Annotated in this window: 23 protein-coding genes; 12 read left to right on the forward strand and 11 right to left on the reverse strand. The window is 56.3% G+C overall.

The window, feature by feature from the left end; translation table 11 throughout:
* Positions 1-8 precede the first annotated feature (8 nt).
* Genes pgaB through pgaD form a run of 3 tightly spaced genes read left to right on the forward strand, consistent with a single transcriptional unit; the run spans position 9 to position 3,701 of the window.
* Entirely contained in the window at positions 9-1,946 is a 1,938-nt protein-coding gene (gene pgaB, locus ACOTZP_RS11930; protein WP_332976232.1) for a poly-beta-1,6-N-acetyl-D-glucosamine N-deacetylase PgaB, read from the forward strand.
* Positions 1,939-3,270: a poly-beta-1,6-N-acetyl-D-glucosamine synthase gene (pgaC, locus tag ACOTZP_RS11935; protein WP_022649386.1), complete on the forward strand. Its 1,332-nt coding sequence runs from the start codon at positions 1,939-1,941 to the stop codon at positions 3,268-3,270. The genes pgaB and pgaC overlap by 8 nt, the downstream gene beginning before the upstream one ends.
* Positions 3,267-3,701: a poly-beta-1,6-N-acetyl-D-glucosamine biosynthesis protein PgaD gene (gene pgaD / locus ACOTZP_RS11940; protein WP_063163591.1), complete on the forward strand. Its 435-nt coding sequence runs from the start codon at positions 3,267-3,269 to the stop codon at positions 3,699-3,701. The genes pgaC and pgaD overlap by 4 nt, the downstream gene beginning before the upstream one ends.
* Before the next feature lie 52 nt (positions 3,702-3,753).
* Here pgaD and gss read toward each other — a convergent pair whose 3' ends face one another.
* On the reverse strand, positions 3,754-5,616 hold the full coding sequence (gene gss / locus ACOTZP_RS11945) for a bifunctional glutathionylspermidine amidase/synthase (RefSeq protein WP_063150120.1): 1,863 nt from the start codon (positions 5,614-5,616) through the stop codon (positions 3,754-3,756).
* A gap of 183 nt (positions 5,617-5,799) precedes the next feature.
* Here gss and yghU point away from each other — a divergent pair, with 183 nt between their 5' ends.
* Both yghU and fucR read left to right on the forward strand, forming a co-directional pair.
* A complete protein-coding gene (gene yghU, locus ACOTZP_RS11950) occupies positions 5,800-6,666 on the forward strand; it encodes a glutathione-dependent disulfide-bond oxidoreductase (RefSeq protein ID WP_023306934.1) in 867 nt (288 codons plus the stop codon).
* Between the two features lie 76 nt (positions 6,667-6,742).
* The gene (gene fucR / locus ACOTZP_RS11955; RefSeq protein ID WP_023298593.1) at positions 6,743-7,492 is read left to right on the forward strand and encodes an L-fucose operon activator; all 750 of its coding nucleotides are present in this window, start codon (positions 6,743-6,745) and stop codon (positions 7,490-7,492) included.
* 2 nt (positions 7,493-7,494) lie between these two features.
* On the opposite strand, the gene ACOTZP_RS11960 is transcribed toward fucR, so the two are convergent.
* Both ACOTZP_RS11960 and yghX read right to left on the reverse strand, forming a co-directional pair.
* Positions 7,495-9,042, reverse strand: a complete 1,548-nt coding sequence (locus ACOTZP_RS11960) for a methyl-accepting chemotaxis protein (RefSeq protein WP_022649391.1) — start codon at positions 9,040-9,042, stop codon at positions 7,495-7,497.
* Between the two features lie 113 nt (positions 9,043-9,155).
* Complete coding sequence (yghX, locus tag ACOTZP_RS11965) at positions 9,156-10,043, reverse strand: YghX family hydrolase (protein WP_271075135.1); 888 nt, start codon at positions 10,041-10,043, stop codon at positions 9,156-9,158.
* A gap of 82 nt (positions 10,044-10,125) precedes the next feature.
* On the opposite strand from yghX, the gene ACOTZP_RS11970 reads away from it, so the two are divergent.
* Entirely contained in the window at positions 10,126-11,166 is a 1,041-nt protein-coding gene (locus ACOTZP_RS11970; RefSeq protein WP_271075134.1) for an aldo/keto reductase, read from the forward strand.
* 113 nt (positions 11,167-11,279) lie between these two features.
* Here ACOTZP_RS11970 and ACOTZP_RS11975 read toward each other — a convergent pair whose 3' ends face one another.
* Both ACOTZP_RS11975 and ACOTZP_RS11980 read right to left on the reverse strand, forming a co-directional pair.
* Positions 11,280-11,768, reverse strand: coding sequence for a TIGR00645 family protein (locus ACOTZP_RS11975; protein WP_006811956.1), 489 nt, complete (start codon positions 11,766-11,768; stop codon positions 11,280-11,282).
* A 43-nt stretch (positions 11,769-11,811) separates the two neighbouring features.
* Positions 11,812-12,315, reverse strand: a complete 504-nt coding sequence (locus ACOTZP_RS11980; RefSeq protein ID WP_023298598.1) for an ESA_00282 family adhesion-associated protein — start codon at positions 12,313-12,315, stop codon at positions 11,812-11,814.
* A 102-nt stretch (positions 12,316-12,417) separates the two neighbouring features.
* On the opposite strand from ACOTZP_RS11980, the gene ACOTZP_RS11985 reads away from it, so the two are divergent.
* Positions 12,418-12,822, forward strand: a complete 405-nt coding sequence (locus tag ACOTZP_RS11985; RefSeq protein ID WP_023330187.1) for a hypothetical protein — start codon at positions 12,418-12,420, stop codon at positions 12,820-12,822.
* Positions 12,815-13,252: a hypothetical protein gene (locus tag ACOTZP_RS11990; protein WP_023298600.1), complete on the forward strand. Its 438-nt coding sequence runs from the start codon at positions 12,815-12,817 to the stop codon at positions 13,250-13,252. The genes ACOTZP_RS11985 and ACOTZP_RS11990 overlap by 8 nt, the downstream gene beginning before the upstream one ends.
* 91 nt (positions 13,253-13,343) lie before the next feature.
* Here ACOTZP_RS11990 and exbD read toward each other — a convergent pair whose 3' ends face one another.
* Together exbD and exbB are read right to left on the reverse strand one after the other, a co-directional pair.
* Positions 13,344-13,769: a TonB system transport protein ExbD gene (exbD, locus tag ACOTZP_RS11995; RefSeq protein WP_023298601.1), complete on the reverse strand. Its 426-nt coding sequence runs from the start codon at positions 13,767-13,769 to the stop codon at positions 13,344-13,346.
* Positions 13,770-13,773: 4 nt separating this feature from the next.
* Complete coding sequence (exbB, locus tag ACOTZP_RS12000; RefSeq protein ID WP_023306939.1) at positions 13,774-14,505, reverse strand: tol-pal system-associated acyl-CoA thioesterase; 732 nt, start codon at positions 14,503-14,505, stop codon at positions 13,774-13,776.
* A gap of 251 nt (positions 14,506-14,756) precedes the next feature.
* Between exbB and metC the strand changes: the two genes are divergently transcribed.
* Positions 14,757-15,944, forward strand: coding sequence for a cystathionine beta-lyase (gene metC, locus ACOTZP_RS12005; protein ID WP_045623055.1), 1,188 nt, complete (start codon positions 14,757-14,759; stop codon positions 15,942-15,944).
* 142 nt (positions 15,945-16,086) lie between these two features.
* The gene (gene yghB / locus ACOTZP_RS12010) at positions 16,087-16,746 is read left to right on the forward strand and encodes a DedA family general envelope maintenance protein YghB (RefSeq protein WP_015571869.1); all 660 of its coding nucleotides are present in this window, start codon (positions 16,087-16,089) and stop codon (positions 16,744-16,746) included.
* Positions 16,747-16,791: 45 nt separating this feature from the next.
* Here yghB and ACOTZP_RS12015 read toward each other — a convergent pair whose 3' ends face one another.
* Entirely contained in the window at positions 16,792-17,691 is a 900-nt protein-coding gene (locus tag ACOTZP_RS12015; protein ID WP_017382749.1) for an AraC family transcriptional regulator, read from the reverse strand.
* 195 nt (positions 17,692-17,886) lie between these two features.
* Here ACOTZP_RS12015 and yqhD point away from each other — a divergent pair, with 195 nt between their 5' ends.
* Positions 17,887-19,050 carry an alcohol dehydrogenase gene (yqhD, locus tag ACOTZP_RS12020; RefSeq protein WP_032626276.1) on the forward strand — a complete coding sequence of 388 codons (1,164 nt, stop codon included), beginning with the start codon at positions 17,887-17,889 and terminating at the stop codon, positions 19,048-19,050.
* 105 nt (positions 19,051-19,155) lie between these two features.
* Complete coding sequence (gene dkgA, locus ACOTZP_RS12025) at positions 19,156-19,983, forward strand: 2,5-didehydrogluconate reductase DkgA (RefSeq protein ID WP_271075132.1); 828 nt, start codon at positions 19,156-19,158, stop codon at positions 19,981-19,983.
* 89 nt (positions 19,984-20,072) lie between these two features.
* Here dkgA and ACOTZP_RS12030 read toward each other — a convergent pair whose 3' ends face one another.
* The 3 genes from ACOTZP_RS12030 to plsC all read right to left on the reverse strand — a co-directional run bounded on the left by ACOTZP_RS12030 (position 20,073) and on the right by plsC (position 24,613).
* Positions 20,073-22,250, reverse strand: coding sequence for a YgiQ family radical SAM protein (locus tag ACOTZP_RS12030; protein ID WP_421633719.1), 2,178 nt, complete (start codon positions 22,248-22,250; stop codon positions 20,073-20,075).
* A 151-nt stretch (positions 22,251-22,401) separates the two neighbouring features.
* Positions 22,402-23,814: a cell division protein FtsP gene (gene ftsP, locus ACOTZP_RS12035; RefSeq protein ID WP_271075128.1), complete on the reverse strand. Its 1,413-nt coding sequence runs from the start codon at positions 23,812-23,814 to the stop codon at positions 22,402-22,404.
* Between the two features lie 61 nt (positions 23,815-23,875).
* On the reverse strand, positions 23,876-24,613 hold the full coding sequence (plsC, locus tag ACOTZP_RS12040; protein ID WP_022649406.1) for a 1-acylglycerol-3-phosphate O-acyltransferase: 738 nt from the start codon (positions 24,611-24,613) through the stop codon (positions 23,876-23,878).
* Between the last annotated feature and the right edge of the window lie 16 nt (positions 24,614-24,629).

Consider the following 24,629-nt stretch of genomic DNA (forward strand, 5'->3'; position numbering starts at 1 on the left):
GGATGAATATGCTGAATACACGTTTTTCTGTAAGCCTGATCGTCATCGGCTGGCTCTGCCTCAGCGCGAGTCTCTGCGCGCAGCCGCTCTCCTTTATGGCTCCTGAAGAGAGGCCGCAGCTGGAGGCCAGCAAACCCTGGCCGGAGAATCAGTTTCTGGTCCTGGCCTACCACGACGTCGAAGATGATGCTGCCGATCAGCGCTACCTCTCCGTTCGCACCAGCGCGTTAAACGAGCAGATAAGCTGGCTTTTGCACAACGGCTATCACGCCATCAGCGTGCAGGACATTGTGGATGCGCATGAAGGAAAAAAAGCGCTGCCGCCGAAAGCCGTTTTGCTCAGCTTCGACGACGGCTACAGCAGCTTTTACACCCGCGTTTGGCCCCTGCTTCAGGCCTGGAACGTTCCTGCGCTGTGGGCGCCGGTGGGCAGCTGGGTGGATACGCCGGCAAATCAAAAAGTTAACTTCGGCGGTCTGATGACGCCCCGCGATCGGTTCGCGACATGGGACATGGTACGCGATCTCAGCCGCTCCCCGCTGGTTGAAATCGGCTCGCATACCTGGGCCTCGCATTACGGCATCCCGGCCAACCCGCAGGGAAGCCGTGAACCCGCTATCGCCAACCGTTTTTTCGATAACGCGACGGGGCATTACGAAACCGATGAACACTTCAACCAGCGGATCGCCGCAGACGTACGGAAAGTCACCGAAAAAATCACCCAGGTGACGGGAAAAGCGCCGCGTGCCTGGGTGTGGCCCTATGGGGCTGCCAACGGTACATCGCTCGCTATCGCCCAGAAACAGGGCTATCAGCTGGCCTTTACCCTGGAGGACGGGCTGGCAAACGTGCGCGACCTCGGCAACATCCCGCGCCTGCTGATTGCCGGAAATCCGTCGATAAAAACCTTTGCCAACACGGTTAGCCGCGTTCAGGAGTTTGACCCGGTGCGCGTCATGCATGTTGATCTCGATTATGTCTACGATCCCGATCCGACCCAGCAGACGAAAAACATCAACAAACTGGTCCAGCGGGTCTACGACATGAAAATCAGCCATGTGTTTCTCCAGGCGTTTTCGGATCCGCGGGGCGACGGCAGGATCGGCGCGCTCTATTTCCCCAACCGCCGGCTTCCGGTCCGGGCCGATCTCTTTAATTTTGTCGCCTGGCAGCTACAAACCCGCGCGGGAGTGAAAGTCTTTGCGTGGATGCCGGTCCTCTCTTTCGATCTCAGTCCAGCCCTGCCGCGCGTGCAGCGCCGGGATCGTCAAACGGGAGAGTTGACCGTGGCCGCCGAGCCCTATATCCGGCTCTCCCCCTGGAGTCCACAGGTTCGCCAACAGGTGACGGAGATCTATGAAGATCTGGCCCGCTATGCCAGCTTCAACGGGATCTTGTTCCATGACGACGCGGTGCTGACGGACGTTGACGATGCCGGGCAGGAGACGACGCGCCAGAAAAGCCAGCAGCTTATCGGGTTTACCCAGGCCCTTAGCCAGACGGTGAAGGACATCCGTGGCCCGCAGATCAAGACCGCGCGCAATATGTTCGCCCTCCCCATTCTGCAGCCCGAAAGCGAAGCGTGGTTTGCGCAAAATCTGGATGATTTTCTGTCGGCCTACGACTGGACGGTGCCGATGGCAATGCCACTGATGGAGTCCGTCCCGGCAGAAGAGAGCAATGCCTGGCTGACGCGTTTAGTCAACGCCGTCGCCGCACGCCCCGGCGCGCTGAATAAAACGATTTTTGAGCTACAGGCCAGGGACTGGGCGCAGAAACCGCAGCGTGCCGTAGCCGATGAACGTCTGGTGGAGTGGATGCAGGTGCTCCAGCTGAACGGCATCAAAAATTACGGTTATTACCCCGACGACTTCCTCAACAACCAACCTGATATTTCGCGTATCAGGCCTGAATTTTCTTCGTACTGGTATCCTGACAATGACTGATCGCATTATCGCCTTCTCTATTTTGTGTCTGGTATTCGGGTTGCCGTTAGGCGTAGCCGCGCTGTTTACCGGCGAACTGATTCTGGACTTTGTCTTTTTCTGGCCGCTGTTTATGTCCGTGCTCTGGGTAACCGGCGGCCTCTATTTCTGGTTTCAGCTTGAACGGCACTGGTCGTGGGATAACGCAACACCCGCGCCTGCCTTAGCCGGTGAACCGTTAATCTCGATTCTTATTCCCTGCTTTAATGAGGAACGCAACGCACGGGAGACCATTAGCGCCGCGCTGGGTCAGCGGTACTGGAATGTTGAGGTTATCGCCATCAACGACGGCTCTTCGGACAATACCGCGCAGGTGCTGCATCAACTGGCGCAGGAGCAGCCGCGCCTGCGGGTGATTAATCTCGCGGAGAATCAGGGGAAAGCCGTGGCGCTCAAGGCTGGTGCGGCGGCGGCCCGGGGCGATCTGCTGGTCTGCATTGACGGCGACGCCCTGCTCGATCGCGATACGGCCGCGTATCTGGTGGCACCGCTGATTCAGTATCCCCACGTTGGGGCCGTCACCGGAAATCCGCGTATTCGCACGCGCTCAACGCTGATTGGTCGTATTCAGGTGGGCGAGTTTTCTTCCATTATTGGTCTTATCAAGCGAACGCAGCGGATCTATGGCCGGGTCTTTACGGTCTCCGGCGTCATCGCCGCCTTTCGCCGACAGGCGCTGGCGGATGTCGGGTACTGGAGCCCGGATATGATCACAGAGGACATTGACATAAGCTGGAAGCTTCAGCTGCGCCACTGGGATATTTTTTTCGAGCCGCGGGCGCTGTGCTGGATCCTGATGCCGGAGACGCTCAAGGGGCTGTGGAAACAGCGTCTGCGCTGGGCTCAGGGCGGTGCAGAGGTGTTTCTGGTTAACCTGCGCAAAATGGCCCGCTGGGAGCATCATCGGATGTGGCCCCTGTTTCTCGAGTACGCGCTGTCAACGCTGTGGGCGTTTGCCTATGGAGCGACCGTGGTGTTGTTCATTCTTAGCCATATTATCCCTCTTCCCGCGAACCTGGCCGTTGCGAGTCTGTTTCCCCCGGCGTTTACCGGGCTGCTGCTGGGGGTGATGTGCCTGCTGCAATTCCTCGTCAGTTTGTATATCGAGCGGCGCTACGAGCGGAAAGTGGCAGGCTCGCTGTTCTGGGTGATTTGGTTCCCGATGGTGTACTGGATGATTGGCCTGTTTACCACCCTCGTGGCATTTCCGAAAGTCATGCTTAAACGTAAACGCGCCCGCGCGCGCTGGATCAGTCCGGACCGGGGAAAAGGGAGCATTCAATGAACGAGAATACGTTAATTTTGACTGAACATCGGCTGGCACCGCGTCTTTTCGATGCCGCATTAACGCTGATAGCCTGGGGAGGATTCCTGTTTTTCCTGTATGCCAGGCTGTGGATGCAGTTAACCGAGGAGAGCGATCACCGCTGGAGCGTGATTATCGCCTCTTTTAATACAGTGCTGGTCTATCTGCTGATTGCCGCGTTCAACGGCTGGCTGCTGATCCTGTGGTATCAGTACAATCGCCGCCGCGCGCATGTGAGGCGGCGTCATCCGCAAATGTTGCGCCATGACGAGCTTGCCCAAAGTTTTAACGTCACGCCGCAAATTATGTCCGAGATGAGCCAGTACAACCTGCTGACGGTCTATCATGACCAGATCGGCCGGATCATTGATCTGAAGATCAGCGAGCAGCAGGTCGAGGAAGAAGAGTAATAAAAAGCCCCCGCAGCATACCCTGCGGGGGCTTTTTTATAACAGGGAGACGTTATTTATCCTTCACCACAATCAGCGGTTCAATATCGCTCTCTTTCTTCACCACCAGCGAGTCATCCCCACGCAGACAGGTTCCGCCATAGTTTCCGCCCACGGTAAAGGTGCAGACCTGTATGTATCTGCCGTCAACCTTTGGCAGGCACCATAGCTGCTGGTAGATATTTTTGCGGTCAACAAACTTGCCGCTGGACTGGTCCAGCAGTTGATCCTGGGCGCCGATCAGATCGATATTGCTCCCGCAGCGTCCGGCTATCGGTTTAACGGCATAGCCTGTCCGTTTCAGCAGCGCATTCACCTCAAAATCGGTATCCAGCAGGTAACGGTGGTTCGGGAACAGCTGCCACAGCACCGGCAGGATCGCCTTGTTACCTGGGATCACCGTCCACAGCGGTTCAAAGACCAGCACTTCCGGGCGCAGCAGGACGTCAATCAGGCGCACTTCACCTTGCGGGTGACCGGTACGGATGGGCACGGCGGCGTACTCGGTTTCGCTCACCTCGCGGATCTGCTCGATCGCCGTTTCCCACGCCCAGGTTTTCCATACGCAGTTGACGTGACGGCCTTCATCATCAATCAGTTGCCCGGCGGCATCCCAGCTCAGCGCGCCCAGTCCATGCAGGATTTTGGTTTCAAACCCGGCCTGGATCAGCGAGCGCTGAATAAAGAGCGCGTGGTAATCCTCTTCGATATCGTTGTCCTGCATGATATGGACGAACGGCCGCGCGTGGCTGTGCTTCCAGGCGCCGGTCAGCTCCTCCAGCAAGCCTTCCGCCGGATTGTGGCCGGTGCCGCGATAGCCGTTTTTCACCCACTCTTCAAGAATCAGCCCGCCCTCGGTATGGCAGGAGGCGGAGTCCGCGTTGTACTCGTAAACCTTAATGCCGCGCTCATCCATGCAGAAATCCATACGACCGGTGATCATATGGTGACGACGCCACTGCCACGAGAGGCGCAGACGCGGCCAGAGAATTTTCGGGATGTCGAAAAGCGCGAGTAAGCTGTCGTCTTTCAGCACCTTGTCGGTGGCATGAAGGTACATCAGGTGCAGTTCGTTGGTGGCTTTGATCAGCTCCTGCTCGGCACTTTCGGTAATGGTGAAGTACTGGCAGGGATCGTTGTTAATAACGTGGCCGTTCGCGCGAACGTACGCCTGTTGCAGGGCGTCGTTTTCATTGAGCCATTTTCCGTCGAACTGACGGTTGTTCTTCAACCGCGCGCCGCTGATTTTCAGCAGCTCACCGTCGATCTCCGGCTGAGGAATACTGTGTTCCGTCTCCTCCGTCTGGATCATCCAGCCGAGGATCTCGGTATCGCTGAACGTATCATGAAGCGTATAGCAACCGTTCTCAACGCTCAGACGCAGCTCGCGCGTCCACTGCTGCCCCATCGGCAGCGGGGAGTGAATAACGTTCTGCTCGGCAATGCGCACTTTGTCGTCCAGCAACTGGGTGATGACGGCGACGTGGCCGGTCTCTTGAAACTCACCGCCCTTTTGCCAGATGAGCAGCGCACCGGCCTGCGGCGCGCGTTTTGAGCCATTAGCAAAGGCCTGTAGCGGCAGGATGTTGTCATTCACCACCTGGCGTAAAAAACGCAGGGAGAAGATCTCCCACGCCATCCCGACGTCGGTAAAGACAAACCCGTGGTTGAGAAACAGGAAACGGCGCGCAAACTCTACGCACTGCCATTTATGGCCCATGTATTCGTTGCCGATATAGCTGCGGAATTCCGCGTCTTCCGGATAGTGACGCGGATCGAGACTGCCGTAATTTGAAGAGTAAATCGCCACGCCACCCGGCGCATAGCCTAATAACGTCCCGAAGGGTGCGTCACTGCTTAACGTTCCTTTACGCATGTGTCCAACCTAAAACAGGCAGGCGGCAATTTTTTTGTGGGGTTGTCGTCGTCTGCACGTTGTAATTAACTGACAGAGGTGGCGTTATCATACACCCGCCCTGCCCATTACGCTCGCATCGTTAAACGGTTCCCCTATCTCCTGCTACACTGCCTCAACACAACACCAAAAAGGCAGGCCAACATGTCAGATAACACCTATCAGCCACCGAAAGTGTGGGAATGGAAACAGAATAACGGCGGCGCGTTCGCCAATATCAACCGTCCCGTCTCGGGCGCTACGCACGAGAAAGAGCTGCCTGTGGGCGAGCACCCGCTCCAGCTGTACTCTCTGGGTACGCCGAATGGACAGAAAGTTACCATCATGCTGGAAGAGCTGCTGGCGCTGGGCGTGACGGGCGCGGAATACGACGCATGGTTAATCCGCATCGGTGAGGGCGATCAGTTCTCCAGCGGTTTTGTCGACGTGAACCCGAACTCGAAGATCCCGGCACTGCGTGACCACTCTACCACCCCGCCGACGCGCGTCTTTGAATCCGGCAATATCCTGCTCTATCTGGCCGAGAAATTTGGTCACTTCCTGCCAAAAGATCCGGCTGGACGTACGGAAACCCTGAACTGGCTGTTCTGGTTACAGGGCGCGGCCCCGTTCCTCGGCGGCGGTTTTGGCCACTTCTATAACTACGCGCCGGTGAAGATTGAGTACGCTATCGATCGCTTCACCATGGAAGCTAAACGCCTGTTCGACGTGCTGGACAAGCAGCTGGGGCGCGGTCGTTATGTAGCGGGTGAGGAATATACCATTGCGGATATGGCAGTCTGGCCATGGTTTGGCTGCGTGGCGCTGGGCAGCGTCTACAACGCCGCCGAATTCCTCGACGCCGGGAAGTACACCAACGTGCAGCGCTGGGCAAAAGATGTGGCGAATCGCCCGGCCGTTAAACGCGGGCGCATTGTTAACCGCACCAACGGCGAGCTGAACGAGCAGCTGCATGAGCGCCATTCAGCGAGCGACTTCGATACCCAGACGGAAGATAAACGTCAGGATTGACCCATGACCGGGCGGTTCGCCGCCCCTCTTCTGCGATGAGAAAAATGAGTCAGCACGCGTGCGCAAGGATCCTCGAATGTCAGACCAGACGCTAAAAGCGACCCGACAGCAGAGCATCATCACCCTGCTGAGTAAAAGTGACTGGCTGACCACCGATGCCCTGGCTGAAAAGCTCTCCGTCAGCAAAGAGACGATCCGCCGGGATCTGAAGTCGTTACAGCAGCAGGGGAAACTTCTGCGCCAGCACGGGCGTGCGCGTCTGATTCACCCGGACAGCCGCGACAGCGGTGAACCCTTTGGCGCACGCCTGAAAAGCCATTATGCCGACAAAGCCGATATTGCCCGACACGCGCTGGGCTGGATCAGCGAAGGGATGACCATCGCCCTCGACGCCAGCTCGACCTGCTTTCATCTGGCGCGCCAGCTTCCGGATATCGAACTCACCGTGTTTACCAATAGCCTGCCTGTCTGCCACGAGATGGCGAAGCGCGAGCGGATCACGCTTATCTGCTCCGGCGGAACGCTTGAGCGTAAGTATCGCTGCTATGTTAATCCGGCGCTGGTGACGCAGCTTAAAGGGCTGGAGATCGATCTGTTTATCTTCTCGTGTGAAGGGGTTGATGAGCATGGCGTCCTTTGGGATCCGTCCGAGCACAACGCGGGCTTTAAGGCGCTGCTGTTAAACCGGGCCAGCCAGTCGCTGCTGCTGATCGACAAAAGTAAATTTATGCGGGCAAGCGAAGTGAAAATCGGTCAGCTGTCGCAGGTGACACAGATTATTCAGAGCGATAAATGTCAGGCCGCCAGAGACGGCCTGACGCGATGATGTTACGCGGAGAGACGGAACTTCTGCACTGAGCGCTGGAGTTCTTCGGTCTGCCGTTCCAGTGCGGCCGCAGCGGCGGAAACCTGCTCCACCAGCGAGGCATTCTGCTGGGTCACGCCGTCCATCTGCGTGATGGCTACGCCGACCTGAGAAATACCTTTGCTCTGCTCCTCTGACGCGGTGGCGATCTGCTTCATAATGACGGTCACCTCCGTCACGTCGCGCAGGATAGCTTCCATCGTCGTGCCGGTATCGTTCACCAGCTGCGCCCCCTGCTCCACACGGGCAACGGAATCCGCAATCAGCCCTTCGATCTCTTTTGCCGCATTCGCGCTGCGGCTGGCCAGATTACGCACCTCACCCGCCACGACCGCAAAGCCGCGTCCCTGCTCCCCGGCCCGAGCCGCTTCCACCGCGGCGTTCAGCGCCAGAATATTGGTCTGGAAGGCGATGCTGTTGATAACGGTAGTGATTTCAGCAATTTTCTTCGAGCTGTCCGAAATGCCGCTCATGGTCGTGACCACATCGTCTACCAGCGACCCGCCGCGGCTGGCCGTACTGGAGGCGACATCCGCAAGCTGGCTGGCCTGGCGCGCGCTTTCGGCGTTCAGCTTCACCGTTGCGGTAAGCTGTTCCATGCTGGCCGCGGTCTCTTCCAGCGCAGCGGCCTGCTCTTCGGTACGCGAAGAGAGATCGTTATTCCCGCTGGAGATCTCCGTTGCCCCGCGCCAGATATTCTCGCTGCCGGAACGAATCGTGCTGACCGCCTCCCGCAGGCTGTCCTGCATGGCGCTCAGCAGCGGAACCAGTTGCCCCACGCAGTTGCGGCCAATGGGCTCAATCGGCTGGCTGAGATCGCCCTGCGCAATCTGGCGGAACTGCTGACGGATACGCTCCAGCGGTTTTACCAGCAGCGCCACCAGGTAGCGGTCGGTGAACAGCAGGATCAGCAGACCCACGATCGTGGCGGTGATAATCACCGTCCGGGTCATGCTGGTCAGGCTGTCGACCACAACGCGCGTACTGTCGAGCGCCTTCACCGCAGAATTGTTAAAGTTCTCAACCGCGGCGCCAAACGCGCGGCTTAGCGGCGGCGTAACGTTGTTGGCATGCTGACGATAGCCTTCGAGCGTCGCCTGCTTTGCCTGCACCATCTGAGGCGTAACGCCCCGATCGAGCAGCGCCTGCCAGGTGGAAATCACCTGTGCAGAGACCTTTTCATCCATCGGGCCCGGGGAGATAGCCTTCATCTCTGCCAGCTTTTTACTCATGTTATCCAGCGCCTGCTGAGCAGGAGCCAGGTCCGGCGTGCCGCCCGCTGCTTTAGCTTCCATCGCCCGGCTCAGGCGGGTGACGAAACGGAAATACTGATCGTTGCCCTGGCTCAGCACCGTCATTTGCCTGACCAGCTGGCGGTCAACGTCATTACCATCAGAAACACGAGACAGAGACCAGGTGCTGTAAAGCCCCACGCCTGCCCACATGACACAAAAGATCCCCAGTACCGTCAGCATGACGAAACGGATGGTGAAATTACGAAGCATCTTCATTGAGTATTCCTTGCCGTGAGGGTGAATTCGCCCAGGGGCGAGTACTACCCTCGTTATCGGCAGGGACAGGGGAAAAGATAACCCTTTGTGATGATTTATTTAAGCAGGGCTTATCATTCCAGATATTTTTTAAACCAGCTTAACGTTCTCGACCAGGCCAGCTCGACTGCGGGCTGGTCATAGCGTGGGGTAGAATCGTTGTGAAATCCATGGTTTACGCCGGGGTAGATATACGCTTCATAAACCTTATTATTTGATTTCAGCGCGGCTTCATAGGCAGGCCAGCCCTCGTTAATATTTTTGTCCAGCTCGGCATAATGAAGCAGGAGCGGCGCGCTAATTTTTGGCACATCCTCCACCCGCGGCTGACGACCATAGAAGGGCACCGCGCAGTCGAGTTCCGGATACGCTACGGCGGCGGCATTCGATACGCCGCCGCCGTAGCAAAAACCGGTAATCCCCACCTTACCGGTGGCTTCCGGATGATTTTTCATAAACTCTATGGCGGCAAAAAAGTCGTTCATCAGCCTTGTCGGGTCGACCTTCTGCTGCAAAACCTTTCCTTCGTCGTCGTTGCCGGGGTATCCCCCCACCGAGCTCAGGCCGTCGGGAGCCAGCGCGATATACCCCGCTTTCGCCACGCGTCGTGCCACGTCTTCAATATACGGATTCAGCCCCCGGTTCTCATGCACGACCACTACCGCGGGCGTTTTCGCGGTAGCTTTGGCCGGCTTCACCAGGTAACCGCGCACTTCGCCGTGACCATTGGGCGAGGGATAAGTGATGTATTCCGGAAGAATATCGGGATCGGTGAATTTAACCTGCTCCGCGAGGGCGTAGTTGGGTTTAAGCATATTAAACAGCATCAGCGCCGTTACGCCGCCTGCGGCATAGCGCGCCGCGAGATTCAGAAATTCGCGTTTGCTGATTTTACCGTGGGCGTAATAGTCATAGTAATCAAGCAGCTCTTGCGGAAAATCTTTGGCAGTCAGGCGCGTCATCGCTTATCTCCATGATTTATGATTTGATAAGCTTAGAATAAAAACGCTGTTTCGAAAATTCACCGATAAGAAAGGAGACATCATGTCCTGGCACCCTTACACCGGCCGATACGAAAACATGCAGTACCGATACTGCGGCAAAAGCGGCCTGCGCTTACCGGCGCTGTCGCTGGGTCTGTGGCACAGCTTTGGCCACGTTCAGGCGCTCGATTCCCAGCGCGCGCTGCTGCGTAAGGCCTTCGATCTCGGCATTACCCATTTTGACCTTGCCAACAACTACGGCCCCCCTCCAGGCAGCGCTGAAGAAAATTTTGGCCGCCTGCTGCGAGAAGATTTTGCCGGGTATCGCGACGAGCTGATCATCTCCACCAAAGCGGGCTACGACATGTGGCCAGGACCGTATGGTTCGGGTGGTTCACGTAAGTATCTGCTCGCCAGCCTCGACCAGAGCCTGAAACGCATGGGCGTGGAGTATGTGGATATTTTCTATTCTCACCGCGTAGACGAAAACACGCCGATGGAAGAGACCGCCGCCGCGTTGACACACGCGGTGCAGAGCGGAAAAGCGCTGTACGTCGGCATTTCGTCCTACTCCACGGAACGCACGACGGCGATGGCCGAATTGCTGCGCGAGTGGAAGATCCCGCTTTTGATCCACCAGCCGTCTTACAACCTGCTTAACCGCTGGGTCGACAAGACTGGTCTGCTGGACGCGCTGGAGAAAAACGGAACGGGCTGTATCGCCTTTACCCCGCTGGCGCAGGGCCTGCTGACCGGGAAATACCTGAACGGTATTCCGGACGGTTCACGTATGCAGCGCGAAGGGAAAAAAGTGCGCGGCCTGACGGAGAAAATGCTGACGGAAGCCAACCTGAGCAGCCTTCGTCTGCTGAACGAGATGGCGCATGCGCGCGGGCAGACGATGGCGCAGATGGCGCTAAGCTGGCTGTTGAAAGATACACGTGTAACGTCAGTGCTGATTGGCGCGAGCCGCCCGGAGCAACTGGAAGAGAACGTTCAGGCGCTGAATAACCTGTGCTTTACCGAAGATGAACTGACGCGGATTGACCAGCACGTGGCGGATGGTGAGCTGAATTTGTGGCAGGCGTCGTCGGATAAATAAATAGTGCGGTCCGATGCTTTCGCCCCTCACCCTAACCCTCTCCCCAGAGGGGAGAGGGAACTTGAACACCCTCTCCCCTCTGGGGAGAGGGCAGGGTGAGGGGCCTGGTAAATTTATTTCTTACTGATCTTATCCAGATATCCCATCACAAACGCCGACAGTACAAACGTCAGGTGGATAATCACATACCACATCAGCTTATTATCCGGGACGTTTTTAGCATCCATAAAGACACGTAACAGGTGAATAGACGAAATCGCCACAATCGACGCCGCGACTTTATTTTTCAGCGATGAGGCGTCCATTTTCCCCAGCCAGTTGAGCTTTTCTTTGTGCTCGGCGATATCAAGCTGAGAGACGAAATTCTCATAACCGGAGAACATCACCATCACCAGTAATCCTCCTACCAGCGTCATATCCACCAGCGACAGCAGAACCAGAATCAAATCGGCTTCTGCAACGGAGAAAATGTTTGGCAGGACGTGGAATATCTCCTGGAAGAACTTGATCGTCAGGGCGACCAGCGCCAGAGAGAGACCAAAATAGACGGGTGCGAGCAGCCAGCGAGAGGCATACATTGCGTTTTCAAAGAAGCGTTCCATAAAATCCTGTCTGCAAACGAAACCAGCGCTCAGTATATCTCAACTATACCTCGTTGGGATCCACATCCGGACGCGCATACTCCGGCCAGACCAGTGCGACCAGTTCCGGGTAGGCTTCCAGGCTAAACTCGCGAAAACACTGGCGCAGATTTAATACGTCTAAATCGGAATACGACACCTTCTCGCCATTCAGACAGCGCTTTTTGATATTGTCGTAATATTTATAGACCGCCGAATTAAGGTCGCTACAGCGGCGCTGCGCGTCGAACAGGCCGGGCGTATCATTAATTTCGGCCATTTTCATTCGCTTAATTGTCGCATGGAGGAAATCGATATATTCGTGATTCACCCGCCAGTACCAGACTGGCGTCACAGCGTTCATCAAGACGGAGAAATGATCTTCCCCCTCCTCTTTGGACATCAATTCAGGCTGCGGTGGTTCACTGGCGTCATTTGACACTTTCGTTTTATTGAACTCTTGCATCAATAAAAGCACGCCAGCGGTCAGTAATAGTAACGTTACGACCGTGAAGAAAATGCTGTTCATGGGTAGGCTCCATTTTTTTTGATTTTAAAATTGCCTCATGATATTGTCAACGAATCTCACCCTTTTTCCAACCCCACCCTTTTGAAATTAAAGGAAATTAAAATGCTGCCCGACAATCTTGTCCCGGCAAAGTACCACATTACGCCTGTGGAACAGCCTTCGACGGAAGCAGATAAAGAGGCGAATTTCACTCAAGGAAAAAGAAAACTCTCCGACTATGAAGCCGATATATTAATTGGTGTTTCACGCACCGGCAAATCCCGTAATATGGTGCTGGAAGAGCACGATCGCCATTTAAAAGAACGGTTATTTCGTGCCATCAAGATTGAAGCCTTAGTTCATCTGCTAAATGATTTACAGGCCGAAGGGGAAATAGATGCCCAGGCTCTAAGTCAAATAATGGCCGAGAAAACACAGCAAATAAATGAAGCTGGCAATGAAATTTGGCTTAACTTAATTACGCGTGAAAAAAGCAATCCCATTTTTTATAACCTGGGGGATGATTAACGTGAATGATGATAGCGGTAATAACGTTTATTTGACTTTAGATGATAAGAAAAGCGATGAATTTATCTTAAAGCAGAATCTCGACGCCCTGAAAAAGATAAAAAATGACGAGATGACGCGAATAACGCAGGACTTGGTTTCGATTCCGGCCACGCTGGTGCGCCTGAAATGGCAGAACCGTCGGGAAATTTATGCCTTGCAGGCCAAAGAGGAGATTTACGGCGCGGTGATGAACGCTATTATTGAGCTGCGCCCTGAGCTTAAAGAGAAGATCCTTGGGCGACTGGAGACGAACTATCAGTACCTGCTGGCACGCGAGACAGCCACCCTGCGCCTGACCCGTAAACTCTCGGAAGGCAACTATCGCACATCAAACGTCACCTGCGTGGCGCTCGATGAAGAGGCGTCAACAACATCTTCTAACTGCTGACAACGTGGTTCGCCCGGCGGCGCTAGCCTGAGATTGTAGGCCGGGTAAGGCGAAGCCGCCACCCGGCACGGAAGGCGGCTTCGCCTTCGTTTTACTTCGCGGCCGCTTTCTCTTCGCCGACCAGACCAATCTTCAGGTATCCCGCCTGATGCAGCGTGTCCATTACCTTCATCATGGTTTCATAATCGACGGTTTTATCCGCGCGGAAGAAGACGGTGGTGTCTTTCTTGCCGCCGGTCAGCTGGTCCAGCGCCGGAATAACCGAGGCATCCGTCACCGGATCGTTGCCCAGGAACATGGACTTATCGGCCTTCACGGACAGGTAGACAGGCTTTTCCGGACGCGGCTGCGGCTGGCTGGAGGACGCAGGCAGATTCACCTTCACGTCCACCGTCGCCAGCGGCGCGGCAACCATAAAGATAATCAGCAGAACCAGCATGACGTCGATAAACGGCGTCACGTTGATCTCATGCATTTCACCGTTATCGTCCAGATTTTCATTAAGACGCATTGCCATACAATCAACCTACGCGCAGTTTGGACGCCGCATGCACCGGTTTAACGGCGCTGGCGTTCAGGTCCAGATCGCGGCTTTGCAGCAGCAGAACCTGCGCGGCAACGTCACCCAGTGTGGCTTTGTAACTGCCAATCATGCGCGCGAAGATGTTATAGATAACTACCGCAGGGATAGCGGCAACCAGACCGATAGCCGTTGCCAGCAGCGCTTCTGCGATACCCGGCGCGACGACCGCAAGGTTAGTGGTCTGCGTCTGGGCGATACCGATAAAGCTGTTCATGATGCCCCAGACGGTACCGAACAGGCCGACGAACGGGGAGATAGCGCCGATAGTCGCCAGGTAGCCGTTACCGCGGCCCATATGACGACCCACGGCCGCAACGCGACGCTCCAGACGGAAGCCGGTACGCTCTTTAATGCCTTCGTTATCTTCACTGCCTGCGGAGAGTTCCAGCTCGTTCTGCGCTTCGTTCACTAACAGGGTAGTCAGGCTTTTCGCATGGAAGGATGAGGTGATATCAGAAGCCTGATCCAGAGAGCGGGCTTCCGTCAGCTGCTTCTGCTCACGCTTGAGGCGGCGTTTTTGTGAAAGAAGTTCGGCGCTCTTGCTGAAGAAGATAGCCCAGGTGATCACGGACGCCAGAATCAGGCCGATCATCACAACCTTAACGACGATGTCAGCATGTTGATACATGCCCCAAACGGAGAGATCCGTCTGCATCAAATTATTACCCACTCTGTATCTCCAGGACGCAAATCACACAATCTGAACGTAATAATATCAAAACGTCGTCGAATTGATAGTAGTTCTCATTAGTATTTACATAGTGCCGTAATTTTCGCTCACTTTCCTTGCGCTTACGCAGTAAAAATTTCTTATGCGAATATTTGATAATATTTTCTGCTTATTCGATAAGCATCCGGATGCACATTCTGACAATCGTGGTAGTCTGGACGTCCAGACGTATAAAAATAGGGTTAGCGAACATGACTAAAAAGCAGCTTGAGACCACGCTGGTGCAGGCAGGACGCAGTAAAAAATACACCCAGGGCTCGGTCAACAGCGTGATCCAGCGTGCCTCCTCGCTGGTGTTTGATACCGTCGAAGATAAAAAAATCGCCACGCGTAATCGCGCGAAGGGCGGGCTGTTTTACGGTCGCCGTGGCACGTTAACCCATTTCTCGTTGCAGGAAGCCATGTGCGAACTGGAGGGCGGCGCGGGCTGCGCGCTGTTCCCGTGCGGTGCGGCGGCGGTCGCCAATACCATTCTGGCGTTTGTGGAACAGGGTGACCACGTCCTGATGACCAATACCGCCTACGAGCCAAGCCAGGACTTCTGCACCAAAATACTCAGCAAGCTCGGCGTCACCACCAGCTGGTTCGATCCGCTGATTGGGGCCGGTATTGCCGGGCTTATTCAGCCCAACACGCGCGTTGTGTTCCTGGAATCTCCCGGCTCCATCACCATGGAAGTGCATGATGTCCCGGCCATCGTGAAGGCGGTGCGCAGCATAGCGCCGGAAGCGATCATCATGATCGACAACACCTGGGCGGCAGGTGTGCTGTTTAAAGCCCTGGAATTTGACATCGATATCTCCATTCAGGCGGCGACCAAATACCTGATTGGCCACTCAGACGGCATGATCGGTACGGCGGTATCTAATGCCCGCTGCTGGGAGCAATTGCGTGAAAACGCCTACCTGATGGGCCAGATGGTGGATGCCGATACCGCCTACATGACCAGCCGGGGCATCCGTACGCTCGGCGTGCGTCTGCGTCAGCATCACGAAAGCAGCCTGCAAATTGCTCAGTGGCTGGCGCTGCATCCGCAGGTGGAGCGCGTTAACCATCCGGCGCTGCCGGGCAGCAAGGGCCACGAATACTGGCAACGTGACTTTACGGGCAGCAGCGGGTTGTTCTCATTTGTTCTTAAGAAGCGCCTGAATGACGCCGAGCTGGCAAGCTATCTGGATAACTTTACCCTCTTCAGCATGGCCTATTCATGGGGTGGGTTTGAATCGTTGATCCTGCCCAATCAGCCGGAGCAGATTGCAGCCCTGCGCCCGGGCGGCGAGGTGGACTTCGAGGGGACCTTAATCCGCCTGCATATCGGGCTGGAAAATGTGGACGATTTAATTGCGGATTTATCGGCAGGATTTGAGCGCATCGTGTAAAGTGCTGGCTGACATGTACTCCCTGGACGCTATTCTGAACACCGCAAGCAGAAAAGTCTGTATGAGATGCGCCTGCGATCAACCCCGACAGGCAAAATTGGGAGTACAATAGCGTTATATCTGCTGTTCCACAGGAAAGTCCATGGCTGTTATTCAAAATATCATCACGGCGCTCTGGCAACACGATTTTGCCGCGCTGGCGGACCCACATGTCGTCGGGATTGTCTATTTTGTGATGTTCGCGACGCTGTTTCTGGAAAATGGATTACTGCCAGCCTCATTTTTACCCGGTGACAGCCTGCTCCTGCTCGCAGGGGCGTTAATCGGCAAGGGCGTGATGGACTTCGCACCAACAATGGTGATCCTCACCTCTGCGGCCAGTCTCGGCTGCTGGCTGAGCTACCTGCAAGGGCGCTGGCTTGGAAACACCCGCGTGGTGAAAGGCTGGCTGGCGCAGCTGCCGCATAAATATCATCAGCGCGCGACCTGCATGTTTGACCGTCACGGCCTGCTGGCGTTGCTTGCCGGGCGTTTTCTGGCGTTCGTTCGCACCCTGTTGCCTACCATGGCGGGTATTTCAGGCCTCTCTAACCGCCGCTTCCAGTTCTTCAACTGGCTGAGCGCCCTGCTCTGGGTGGGCGTGGTTACCACGCTCGGCTACGCGCTGAATATGATCCCCTTTGTTAAGCGCCATGAAGACCAGGTGATGACCTTCCTGATGATCCTGCCGATTTTCCTGCTGGTTGCAGGGCTGGTGGGGACCATTGCGGTGGTGATCAAGAAAAAGTATTGCAGCGCATAAATAAAAGCCGGGTGGCGCTACCGCTTACCCGGCCTCCGTTTCCCCTCACGCTCCCTGCATGGTTCTGATACGTGACGCATCTTCCCCCGGCGTGACGCCGAAGTAACGCTTAAACTCCCGACTAAACTGCGACGCGCTTTCATACCCGACCCGCATCGCCGCGGCGCTGGCCTTCATGCCATCGTGGATCATCAGCATCCGCGCCTTATGCAGACGGTAAGTTTTGAGGTACTGCAACGGCGACGTGCTGGTGACGGATTTAAAGTTATGGTGAAACGCCGAGACGCTCATATTGGCTTCCGCCGCCAGCTGATCAACGCTGAGGTTTTCCGTGTACTGGCTCTCGATGCGCTTCAGCACGCGACTAATGAGGCTGAAGTGCGTTTGCCGGCTTACCAGCGCCAGCAGCGCCCCGCCGCCCGGTCCCAGCAGCACATGGTAAAGAATTTCTCGGATAATCTGCTTTCCGAGAATACGCGCATCCAGAGGCCTTTCCATCACGTCTAACAGGCGTTCAATCGCGCAGAGAATTTCCTCCGATAGGGTCGCGGAGTTGATACCGCTTGCCGCCATCGACGGCCGGAAAAGTTCGTCCTCCCCAATCTCCATCAGCAACTCCTGCAACTGGAGAATGTCGACGTTGACGCGGATCCCGGCCAGCGGTACCTCCTCTGTCGCGAAAGTTTCACATTCGAAGGGTAAAGGTACAGTCAGAAGCAGATATTCATTGGTGTCGTAACGGAACACGCGCTCATTGATATAGCCAATCTTATGGCCAGAAAAGAGAAACACGATGCCGGGCTGATACATCACCGGGGTGCGCGTTCCGGGCTGGGTACCGTAGAGCAATCGGATATCCGGCAACAGCTCAGCCGAATCATTTCCGTTATCTATCAGTCTTTTAATCTGCGACGTTAGCTGGCGGCAGATGGCATCACGGTTCATTTTCAGTTACTCCGGGTACGGTTTCCGACGCTGACAGTGTGCGCATTTTCTTACCGTTTCTCCAGAGCGCTGTAGAAATGGGCAAGACATCGGCAGGAATGTGCATTGAGAGGATAGCGCCTGCCCGCCACAATGTGCAGCATCAGGTTGCCTTCTGCGCCACCACGATTTTTTACCCACTACAGGGAACAAGCCATGAACAACTTTAATCTTCACACCCCAACCCGCATTCTGTTTGGTAAAGACGCTATCGCTGACCTGCGCGCGCAAATCCCGACGGACGCCCGCGTCCTGATTACCTACGGCGGCGGCAGCGTGAAAAAAACCGGCGTACTGGATCAGGTTTACAGCGCTCTGGAAGGGCTGGACGTACGCGAGTTCGGCGGTATCGAGCCTAACCCGTCTTATGAAACGCTGATGAACGCGGTAAAAATCGCCCGTGACGAGCAGATCACTTTCCTGCTGGCGGTGGGCGGCGGTTCCGTGCTGGACGGCACCAAATTCATCGCGGCGGCAGCGCATTACGCTGACGGCATCGACCCGTGGCATATTCTGGAAACGGGCGGCAGCGACATCAGCAGTGCGATCCCGATGGGCTCCGTGCTGACGCTGCCGGCCACCGGCTCTGAGTCCAACAAAGGCGCGGTCATCTCCCGTAAAACCACCGGTGACAAGCAGGCCTTTATGAACGAACACGTTCAGCCCGTGTTCGCGATCCTCGATCCGGTTTACACCTATACCCTGCCTGCGCGTCAGGTGGCGAACGGCGTGGTCGACGCCTTTGTTCACACCGTTGAGCAGTACGTCACTTACCCGGTGAACGCCAAAATTCAGGATCGTTTCGCGGAAGGCATTCTGTTGACGCTGATTGAAGAAGGTCCGAAAGCGCTGAAAGAGCCTGAAAACTATGACGTGCGTGCTAACGTGATGTGGGCTGCAACACAGGCACTGAATGGCCTTATCGGTGCAGGCGTGCCACAGGACTGGGCGACCCATATGCTCGGCCACGAGCTGACGGCGATGCACGGCCTGGATCACGCCCAGACGCTGGCGGTGGTTCTGCCTGCGCTGTGGAATGAAAAACGTGACGCTAAACGCGCCAAACTGCTCCAGTACGCCGAACGCGTCTGGAACATCACCGAGGGTTCCGACGATGCGCGTATCGATGCCGCGATTGAAGCCACCCGTCACTTCTTTGAAAGCCTGGGTGTGCCAACGCGTCTCTCTGACTACGACCTGGACGGCAGCTCCATCCCTGCCCTGCTGGCGAAACTGGAAGCACACGGTATGACGCAGATCGGCGAGCACGGCGACATCACCCTGGACGTCAGCCGTCGTATTTACGAAGCGGCACGCTAAGCGTTTTTAGGATCCTGACTTTCGTTTTTTGACATTTCGTCCAGACTTAATGCACATCACATCGTCGGAGGTTCCCTCCGGCGATGAGCACCTGAAGGAGGAAAAATGGCAAACCAAACCGTAATCAAGCTACAGGACGGCAACGTGATGCCCCAGCTGGGGCTAGGTGTATGGAAAGCCGGTAACGACGAGGTCGTCTCCGCCATTCATAAAGCCCTGGAAGTCGGCTATCGGTCCATTGATACCGCCGCCGCCTATAAAAACGAGGACGGCGTGGGGACCGCGCTTGCCAGCGCTGGCATTCCCCGCGATGAGTTATTCATCACCACCAAGCTGTGGAACGACGATCAAAAGCGTCCCCGCGAAGCGTTGCAGGAGAGCCTGGAGAAACTCCAGCTCGATTTCGTCGATCTTTATCTCATGCACTGGCCGGTACCGGCTATCGACCATTACGTTGATGCCTGGAAAGGGATGATTGACCTGCAAAAAGAGGGGCTGATAAAAAGCATCGGCGTCTGTAATTTCCAGGTTCATCACCTGCAACGCCTGATTGATGAAACGGGCGTCGCGCCGGTGATTAACCAGATTGAGCTACACCCGCTGATGCAGCAGCGCCAGCTTCATTCGTGGAACGCCACGCACAAGATCCAGACCGAATCCTGGAGCCCGCTGGCCCAGGGCGGCGAAGGGGTGTTTGACCAGAAAATCATCCGCGAGCTGGCGGATAAGTACGGCAAAACCCCGGCGCAGATCGTCATTCGCTGGCATCTGGATAGCGGTCTGGTGGTGATCCCGAAATCGGTCACGCCATCGCGTATCGCCGAGAACTTCGACGTCTGGGATTTCCGCCTGGATAAAGACGAGCTGGGTGAGATTGCGAAGCTGGATCAGGGCAAGCGGCTTGGGCCGGACCCGGATCAGTTTGGCGGGTAGTTTCCCCTCACCCTAACCCTCTCCCACAGGGAGAGGGAATGCTTTCCACCCTCTCCCTGTGGGAGAGGGCCGGGGTGAGGGCATCATCGTTATCCGATCTTACGTTTTCCCGTTTTTTTCGTCCCCGAAGCCCCACCGTTCGAACGCTGATGCACAATTGGCGTGTGCTTGGTCAGCGCCGGGCGCGTATTGCGGTTCTGGCGGCGCGCTTCGCGCATCTCTTCCAGCGTTGGCGCAGGCACCAGGCAATCACGACGCGAGCCGATCAGGTGCTTTTTCCCCATCTCTTCCAGCGCCTGACGGATCAGCGGCCAGTTTTTCGGGTCGTGATAGCGCAGCAGCGCTTTGTGCAGACGGCGCTGTTTATCCCCTTTCGGCACCACCACGTCTTCACTCTTATAGCCAATCTTACTTAGCGGGTTTTTACCGGTGTAATACATGGTCGTCGAGTTAGCGAGCGGCGACGGGTAGAAGTTCTGCACCTGATCCAGACGGAATCGACGCTGCTTCAGCCACAGCGCCAGGTTCACCATGTCTTCATCACGGGTGCCGGGGTGCGCGGAGATGAAGTATGGGATCAGATACTGCTCTTTCCCCGCCTGTTTTGAAAAGGTATCAAACAGCTGTTTAAAGCGGTCATAGCTGCCCATGCCCGGCTTCATCATTTTGGACAGCGGGCCCTCTTCGGTGTGCTCCGGGGCGATCTTCAGATAACCGCCAACGTGGTGCGTCGCCAGCTCTTTGATGTAGCGCGGATCTTCCACCGCAATGTCGTAACGCACGCCGGAGGCGATCAGGATCTTCTTGATGCCTTTCAGGTCACGGGCGCGACGGTAAAGGTTGATCGTCGGCTCGTGGTTGGTGTCCATATGCTCGCAAATGCTCGGATAGACGCAGGAGAGACGACGACAGGTCTGCTCAGCGCGCGGCGATTTGCAGCGCAGCATGTACATGTTAGCCGTTGGACCACCCAAATCGGAGATTACGCCGGTAAAGCCCGGGACCGTGTCGCGAATCGCTTCGATCTCGTTAACAATCGACTCTTCGGAACGGCTCTGAATAATACGACCTTCGTGTTCGGTGATCGAACAGAAGGAGCACCCGCCGAAGCAGCCGCGCATGATGTTGACCGAGAAGCGGATCATCTCGTACGCCGGAATACGGCTGTTGCCATATGACGGATGCGGCACACGCTTGTACGGCAGGGCAAAAACGCTGTCCATCTCTTCGGTAGAGAGCGGGATCGCCGGCGGGTTAACCCAGATATAACGCTCGCCGTGCTTTTGCATCAACGCGCGGGCACAGCCCGGGTTGGTTTCATGGTGCAGAATACGGGAGGCGTGTGCGTAGAGCACCTTGTCAGCTTTGACCTTCTCATATGACGGCAGCAGCACATAGGTCTTTTCCCACGGCTTCGGACGCGGCGGCTGCACCACCACGGCCTTTGCTTCCGCTTTCTTCGGCTCAACTGGTTTGTTATCCGCGCACGGCAGATCGTCACCGTACGGGTGCGGGATAGGGTCGATTTTGCCCGGCATATCGATAATGCGGGAATCCACCCCGCTCCAGCCCGGCAGCGCCTCTTTCACCATGATCGCGGTGTTGCGCACGTCGCGGATCTCGCTGACCGCTTCCCCCTGCGCCAGGCGATGCGCCACTTCCACCAGCGGACGCTCGCCGTTGCCGAAGATCAGCATGTCGGCTTTTGAATCCACCAGCACCGAACGGCGCACGGTGTCAGACCAGTAGTCGTAGTGCGCGGTGCGGCGCAGGCTCGCCTCGATGCCGCCCAGGATCACCGGCACGTCTTTCCATGCTTCTTTGCATCGCTGGGTGTAGACGAGGGTCGCGCGATCGGGACGTTTACCCGCCACGTTGTCAGCCGTATAAGCGTCGTCATGGCGCAGCTTACGGTCCGCGGTATAGCGGTTGATCATCGAGTCCATGTTGCCCGCGGTCACGCCAAAGAACAGGTTAGGTTTACCCAGACGCATAAAGTCGTCTTTGCTGTTCCAGTCAGGCTGAGAAATAATCCCCACGCGGAAACCCTGAGCTTCCAGCATACGGCTGCAGATCGCCATGCCAAAGCTCGGGTGATCGACATACGCATCACCCGTCACCAGGATGATATCGCAGCTGTCCCAGCCCAGTTGATCCATCTCTTCCCGGGACATCGGCAGGAACGGCGCCGGTCCAAAGCAGGCTGCCCAGTACTGGGGCCAGGAGAAGAGGTCGCGATCCGGCTGGATCAGGGAAATTGCGCTCATAATGCTTCCGAAGAAAAAATAGACAAAAGGAGCGGGATTATACGCTGGTTTATCGGGGGAAATGAAGGGGTATTTATTGCCCGGTAACGCTACGCTTACCGGGCCTACGGGCCTGTAGGTCGGGTAAGGCGAAGCCGCCACCCGACTCGTTTTACGGTGCCGGATTCACCAGCATCTGCCCTACCGACCCCCTGTCCATCATCTCCAGCGTCTGGCTGTGGAACAGGAACGGGAAGTGCGGCCATGACGGCTGTCCATAGTAGACGAGCAGTTCTACCTGCCCATCCACCCAGACGGTGTCTTTCCAGCCCCTGTCTTCCGGGAACGGCATCGCCCCGTTGACGTTGCGGATCAGGAATGACACCCCTTCAATATGGAAAGACTGCGGCATCTCCGAGCGGACTGTCCAGCGCTCCCAGGTTCCCTGCTGGGCGGTGATATCAATACGATTTACGTCCCACAGCGCGCCGTTGATGCCCGGATCGTCGCCAAGGCTGATATCGCGACTGCGTACTGCAGGGCCGGTCACAATTTCCTGCGGCAGCAGGCGCATCGGCAGACTGTCGGTCACCAGCGGCAACAGGCCGGTCGGGCGCAGCGTCAGCACCAGCGTGGAGACCAGAACGCTCGACGGTTCAAAGAAGCCGCGAATGCGGTCAACAATGCTTGCCGCTTCGCCGCAGGTCACGGACACTTCATCCCCGTTGGTCATATCCACGAGGATTTCACGACGTTCGCCCGGCGCCAGCGCCAGCTGTTTGACCGACACCGGCGCAGGTAATAACCCCTGATCGCCTGAAATCACATGCAGGGCGCGGCCGTCGCTCATTTGCAGCAGGTAGCGGCGCGAGTTAGAGGCATTCAACAGACGCAGGCGCACCCAGCCACGAGACACTTCGACATACGGGCTTTGCGCGCCGTTAACCAGCAGCGTATCGCCCACAAAGCCACCGCTGCCCGGCTCGCTGTACTCCGGCGTACCGAAGTTATCCAGACTCTTGTCCTGAATAATGATCGGGAAATCATCAACACCGTAGTGATTCGGGATCGGCAGCGTTTTACTGACCTCATCTTCAATCAGCCACATCCCGGCCAGGCCGTTATAGACCTGCTGGGCGGTGCGGTTCGGGGTGTTGGCGTGATACCACAATGTCGCCGCGCTCTGACGAATCGGGAGGACGGGCGCCCAGTCGGCATTCGGCGACATCATGCGCGCCGCGCCGCCCATCAGCGGCCCCGGCACCTGCAACCCACTGACGGTCATTGCGACATTTTCCGTCGTCCGGTTACTGTAGATGAGCTTGACGTCATCCCCATTCCACACGCGAATGGTCGGCCCGAGGTAGCGTCCGTTAATGCCCCATACCTGCGCGCGCGTTCCCTGGGTAAAGGACCAGTGGCTACGCTGAAGCGTGAGGAATAGCGGCTGTCCGCGACGGGATTCAATCAACGGCGGAATAGGCAGCGGCTGTTGCTGCCCGGCGGCGCTGGCTGTCCGCGGCATCGCACCCGCACAAAGGGCGATACCCGAAGCCTGAATAAACTGACGCCGACTGAGTGACATATAAGCTCCATCTGAAACGACTAACAACGCGGGAATTCGTTTTCCCTTGAACGAAACCGGGTTAAATCTTACCGGCGGCTTCTCGCTCTGCAACTTCTTTATCGAGCTGTGCAATGTGCTGAGCCATCAGCTCGCGGCAGTGCGTGGCCAGCTCGCGCACCTGGTCTTTACCGTATTTGGAGGTATCCACCGGCGGTAGCATTTCGACAATGACCAGTCCGTTTTTCAGACGGTTAAGATTAATCTTATTCGATGTATTGGAAACGCACACGGGAATAATTGGAACGCCTGCCGCAATTGCAGCATGAAACGCGCCGGTCTTGAACGGCAGCAGGCCGCGACCGCGGCTGCGCGTCCCTTCCGGGAACATCCAGATTGAGATCCGGCGCTTTTTAAACTGATCCACCACTTCCGCAATGGTGCCATGCGCTTTCGCACGGTTGTTGCGGTCAATCAGCAAGTTACCGGTGAGCCAGTACAGTTGGCCGAAAAGCGGGATCCACAGCAGGCTCTTTTTCCCGACGGTTACGGTCGGCGGAATAACAATATTTGAGGCCGTCACCATATCGTAGTTGTTCTGATGGTTAGCGATATAGATGGCGTTACCGAAATTCTCCGCCCCTTCAGGCAGACGCTTTTCAACCTTCAGGCCGAACAATGGCGCAAGGCGACCAAACATGTGCCCGAACGTCGCGACATGTTTTGGGTTACGCGGGCTGAACAGGCAATAAATCGATCCGAAAATACAGACCAGAATGCAGTAAATAACGGTAAGAATAAGACGAACAATGTATAGCATAGCGACCTCTGAAGCC

Origin of the sequence: Enterobacter cloacae complex sp. SYL001 (assembly GCF_049237025.1) — a bacterium.
Taxonomy (GTDB): Bacteria; Pseudomonadota; Gammaproteobacteria; order Enterobacterales; family Enterobacteriaceae; genus Enterobacter; species Enterobacter intestinihominis.

Coding starts and splice junctions, on each gene's coding strand:
- pgaB (WP_332976232.1), top strand. CDS start 9: ATGCTGAATACACGTTTTTCTGTAAGCCTGATCGTCATCGGCTGGCTC.
- pgaC (WP_022649386.1), top strand. CDS start 1,939: ATGACTGATCGCATTATCGCCTTCTCTATTTTGTGTCTGGTATTCGGG.
- pgaD (WP_063163591.1), top strand. CDS start 3,267: ATGAACGAGAATACGTTAATTTTGACTGAACATCGGCTGGCACCGCGT.
- gss (WP_063150120.1), bottom strand. CDS start 5,616: ATGCGTAAAGGAACGTTAAGCAGTGACGCACCCTTCGGGACGTTATTA.
- yghU (WP_023306934.1), top strand. CDS start 5,800: ATGTCAGATAACACCTATCAGCCACCGAAAGTGTGGGAATGGAAACAG.
- fucR (WP_023298593.1), top strand. CDS start 6,743: ATGTCAGACCAGACGCTAAAAGCGACCCGACAGCAGAGCATCATCACC.
- ACOTZP_RS11960 (WP_022649391.1), bottom strand. CDS start 9,042: ATGAAGATGCTTCGTAATTTCACCATCCGTTTCGTCATGCTGACGGTA.
- yghX (WP_271075135.1), bottom strand. CDS start 10,043: ATGACGCGCCTGACTGCCAAAGATTTTCCGCAAGAGCTGCTTGATTAC.
- ACOTZP_RS11970 (WP_271075134.1), top strand. CDS start 10,126: ATGTCCTGGCACCCTTACACCGGCCGATACGAAAACATGCAGTACCGA.
- ACOTZP_RS11975 (WP_006811956.1), bottom strand. CDS start 11,768: ATGGAACGCTTCTTTGAAAACGCAATGTATGCCTCTCGCTGGCTGCTC.
- ACOTZP_RS11980 (WP_023298598.1), bottom strand. CDS start 12,315: ATGAACAGCATTTTCTTCACGGTCGTAACGTTACTATTACTGACCGCT.
- ACOTZP_RS11985 (WP_023330187.1), top strand. CDS start 12,418: ATGCTGCCCGACAATCTTGTCCCGGCAAAGTACCACATTACGCCTGTG.
- ACOTZP_RS11990 (WP_023298600.1), top strand. CDS start 12,815: ATGATTAACGTGAATGATGATAGCGGTAATAACGTTTATTTGACTTTA.
- exbD (WP_023298601.1), bottom strand. CDS start 13,769: ATGGCAATGCGTCTTAATGAAAATCTGGACGATAACGGTGAAATGCAT.
- metC (WP_045623055.1), top strand. CDS start 14,757: ATGACTAAAAAGCAGCTTGAGACCACGCTGGTGCAGGCAGGACGCAGT.
- yghB (WP_015571869.1), top strand. CDS start 16,087: ATGGCTGTTATTCAAAATATCATCACGGCGCTCTGGCAACACGATTTT.
- ACOTZP_RS12015 (WP_017382749.1), bottom strand. CDS start 17,691: ATGAACCGTGATGCCATCTGCCGCCAGCTAACGTCGCAGATTAAAAGA.
- yqhD (WP_032626276.1), top strand. CDS start 17,887: ATGAACAACTTTAATCTTCACACCCCAACCCGCATTCTGTTTGGTAAA.
- dkgA (WP_271075132.1), top strand. CDS start 19,156: ATGGCAAACCAAACCGTAATCAAGCTACAGGACGGCAACGTGATGCCC.
- ACOTZP_RS12030 (WP_421633719.1), bottom strand. CDS start 22,250: ATGAGCGCAATTTCCCTGATCCAGCCGGATCGCGACCTCTTCTCCTGG.
- ftsP (WP_271075128.1), bottom strand. CDS start 23,814: ATGTCACTCAGTCGGCGTCAGTTTATTCAGGCTTCGGGTATCGCCCTT.
- plsC (WP_022649406.1), bottom strand. CDS start 24,613: ATGCTATACATTGTTCGTCTTATTCTTACCGTTATTTACTGCATTCTG.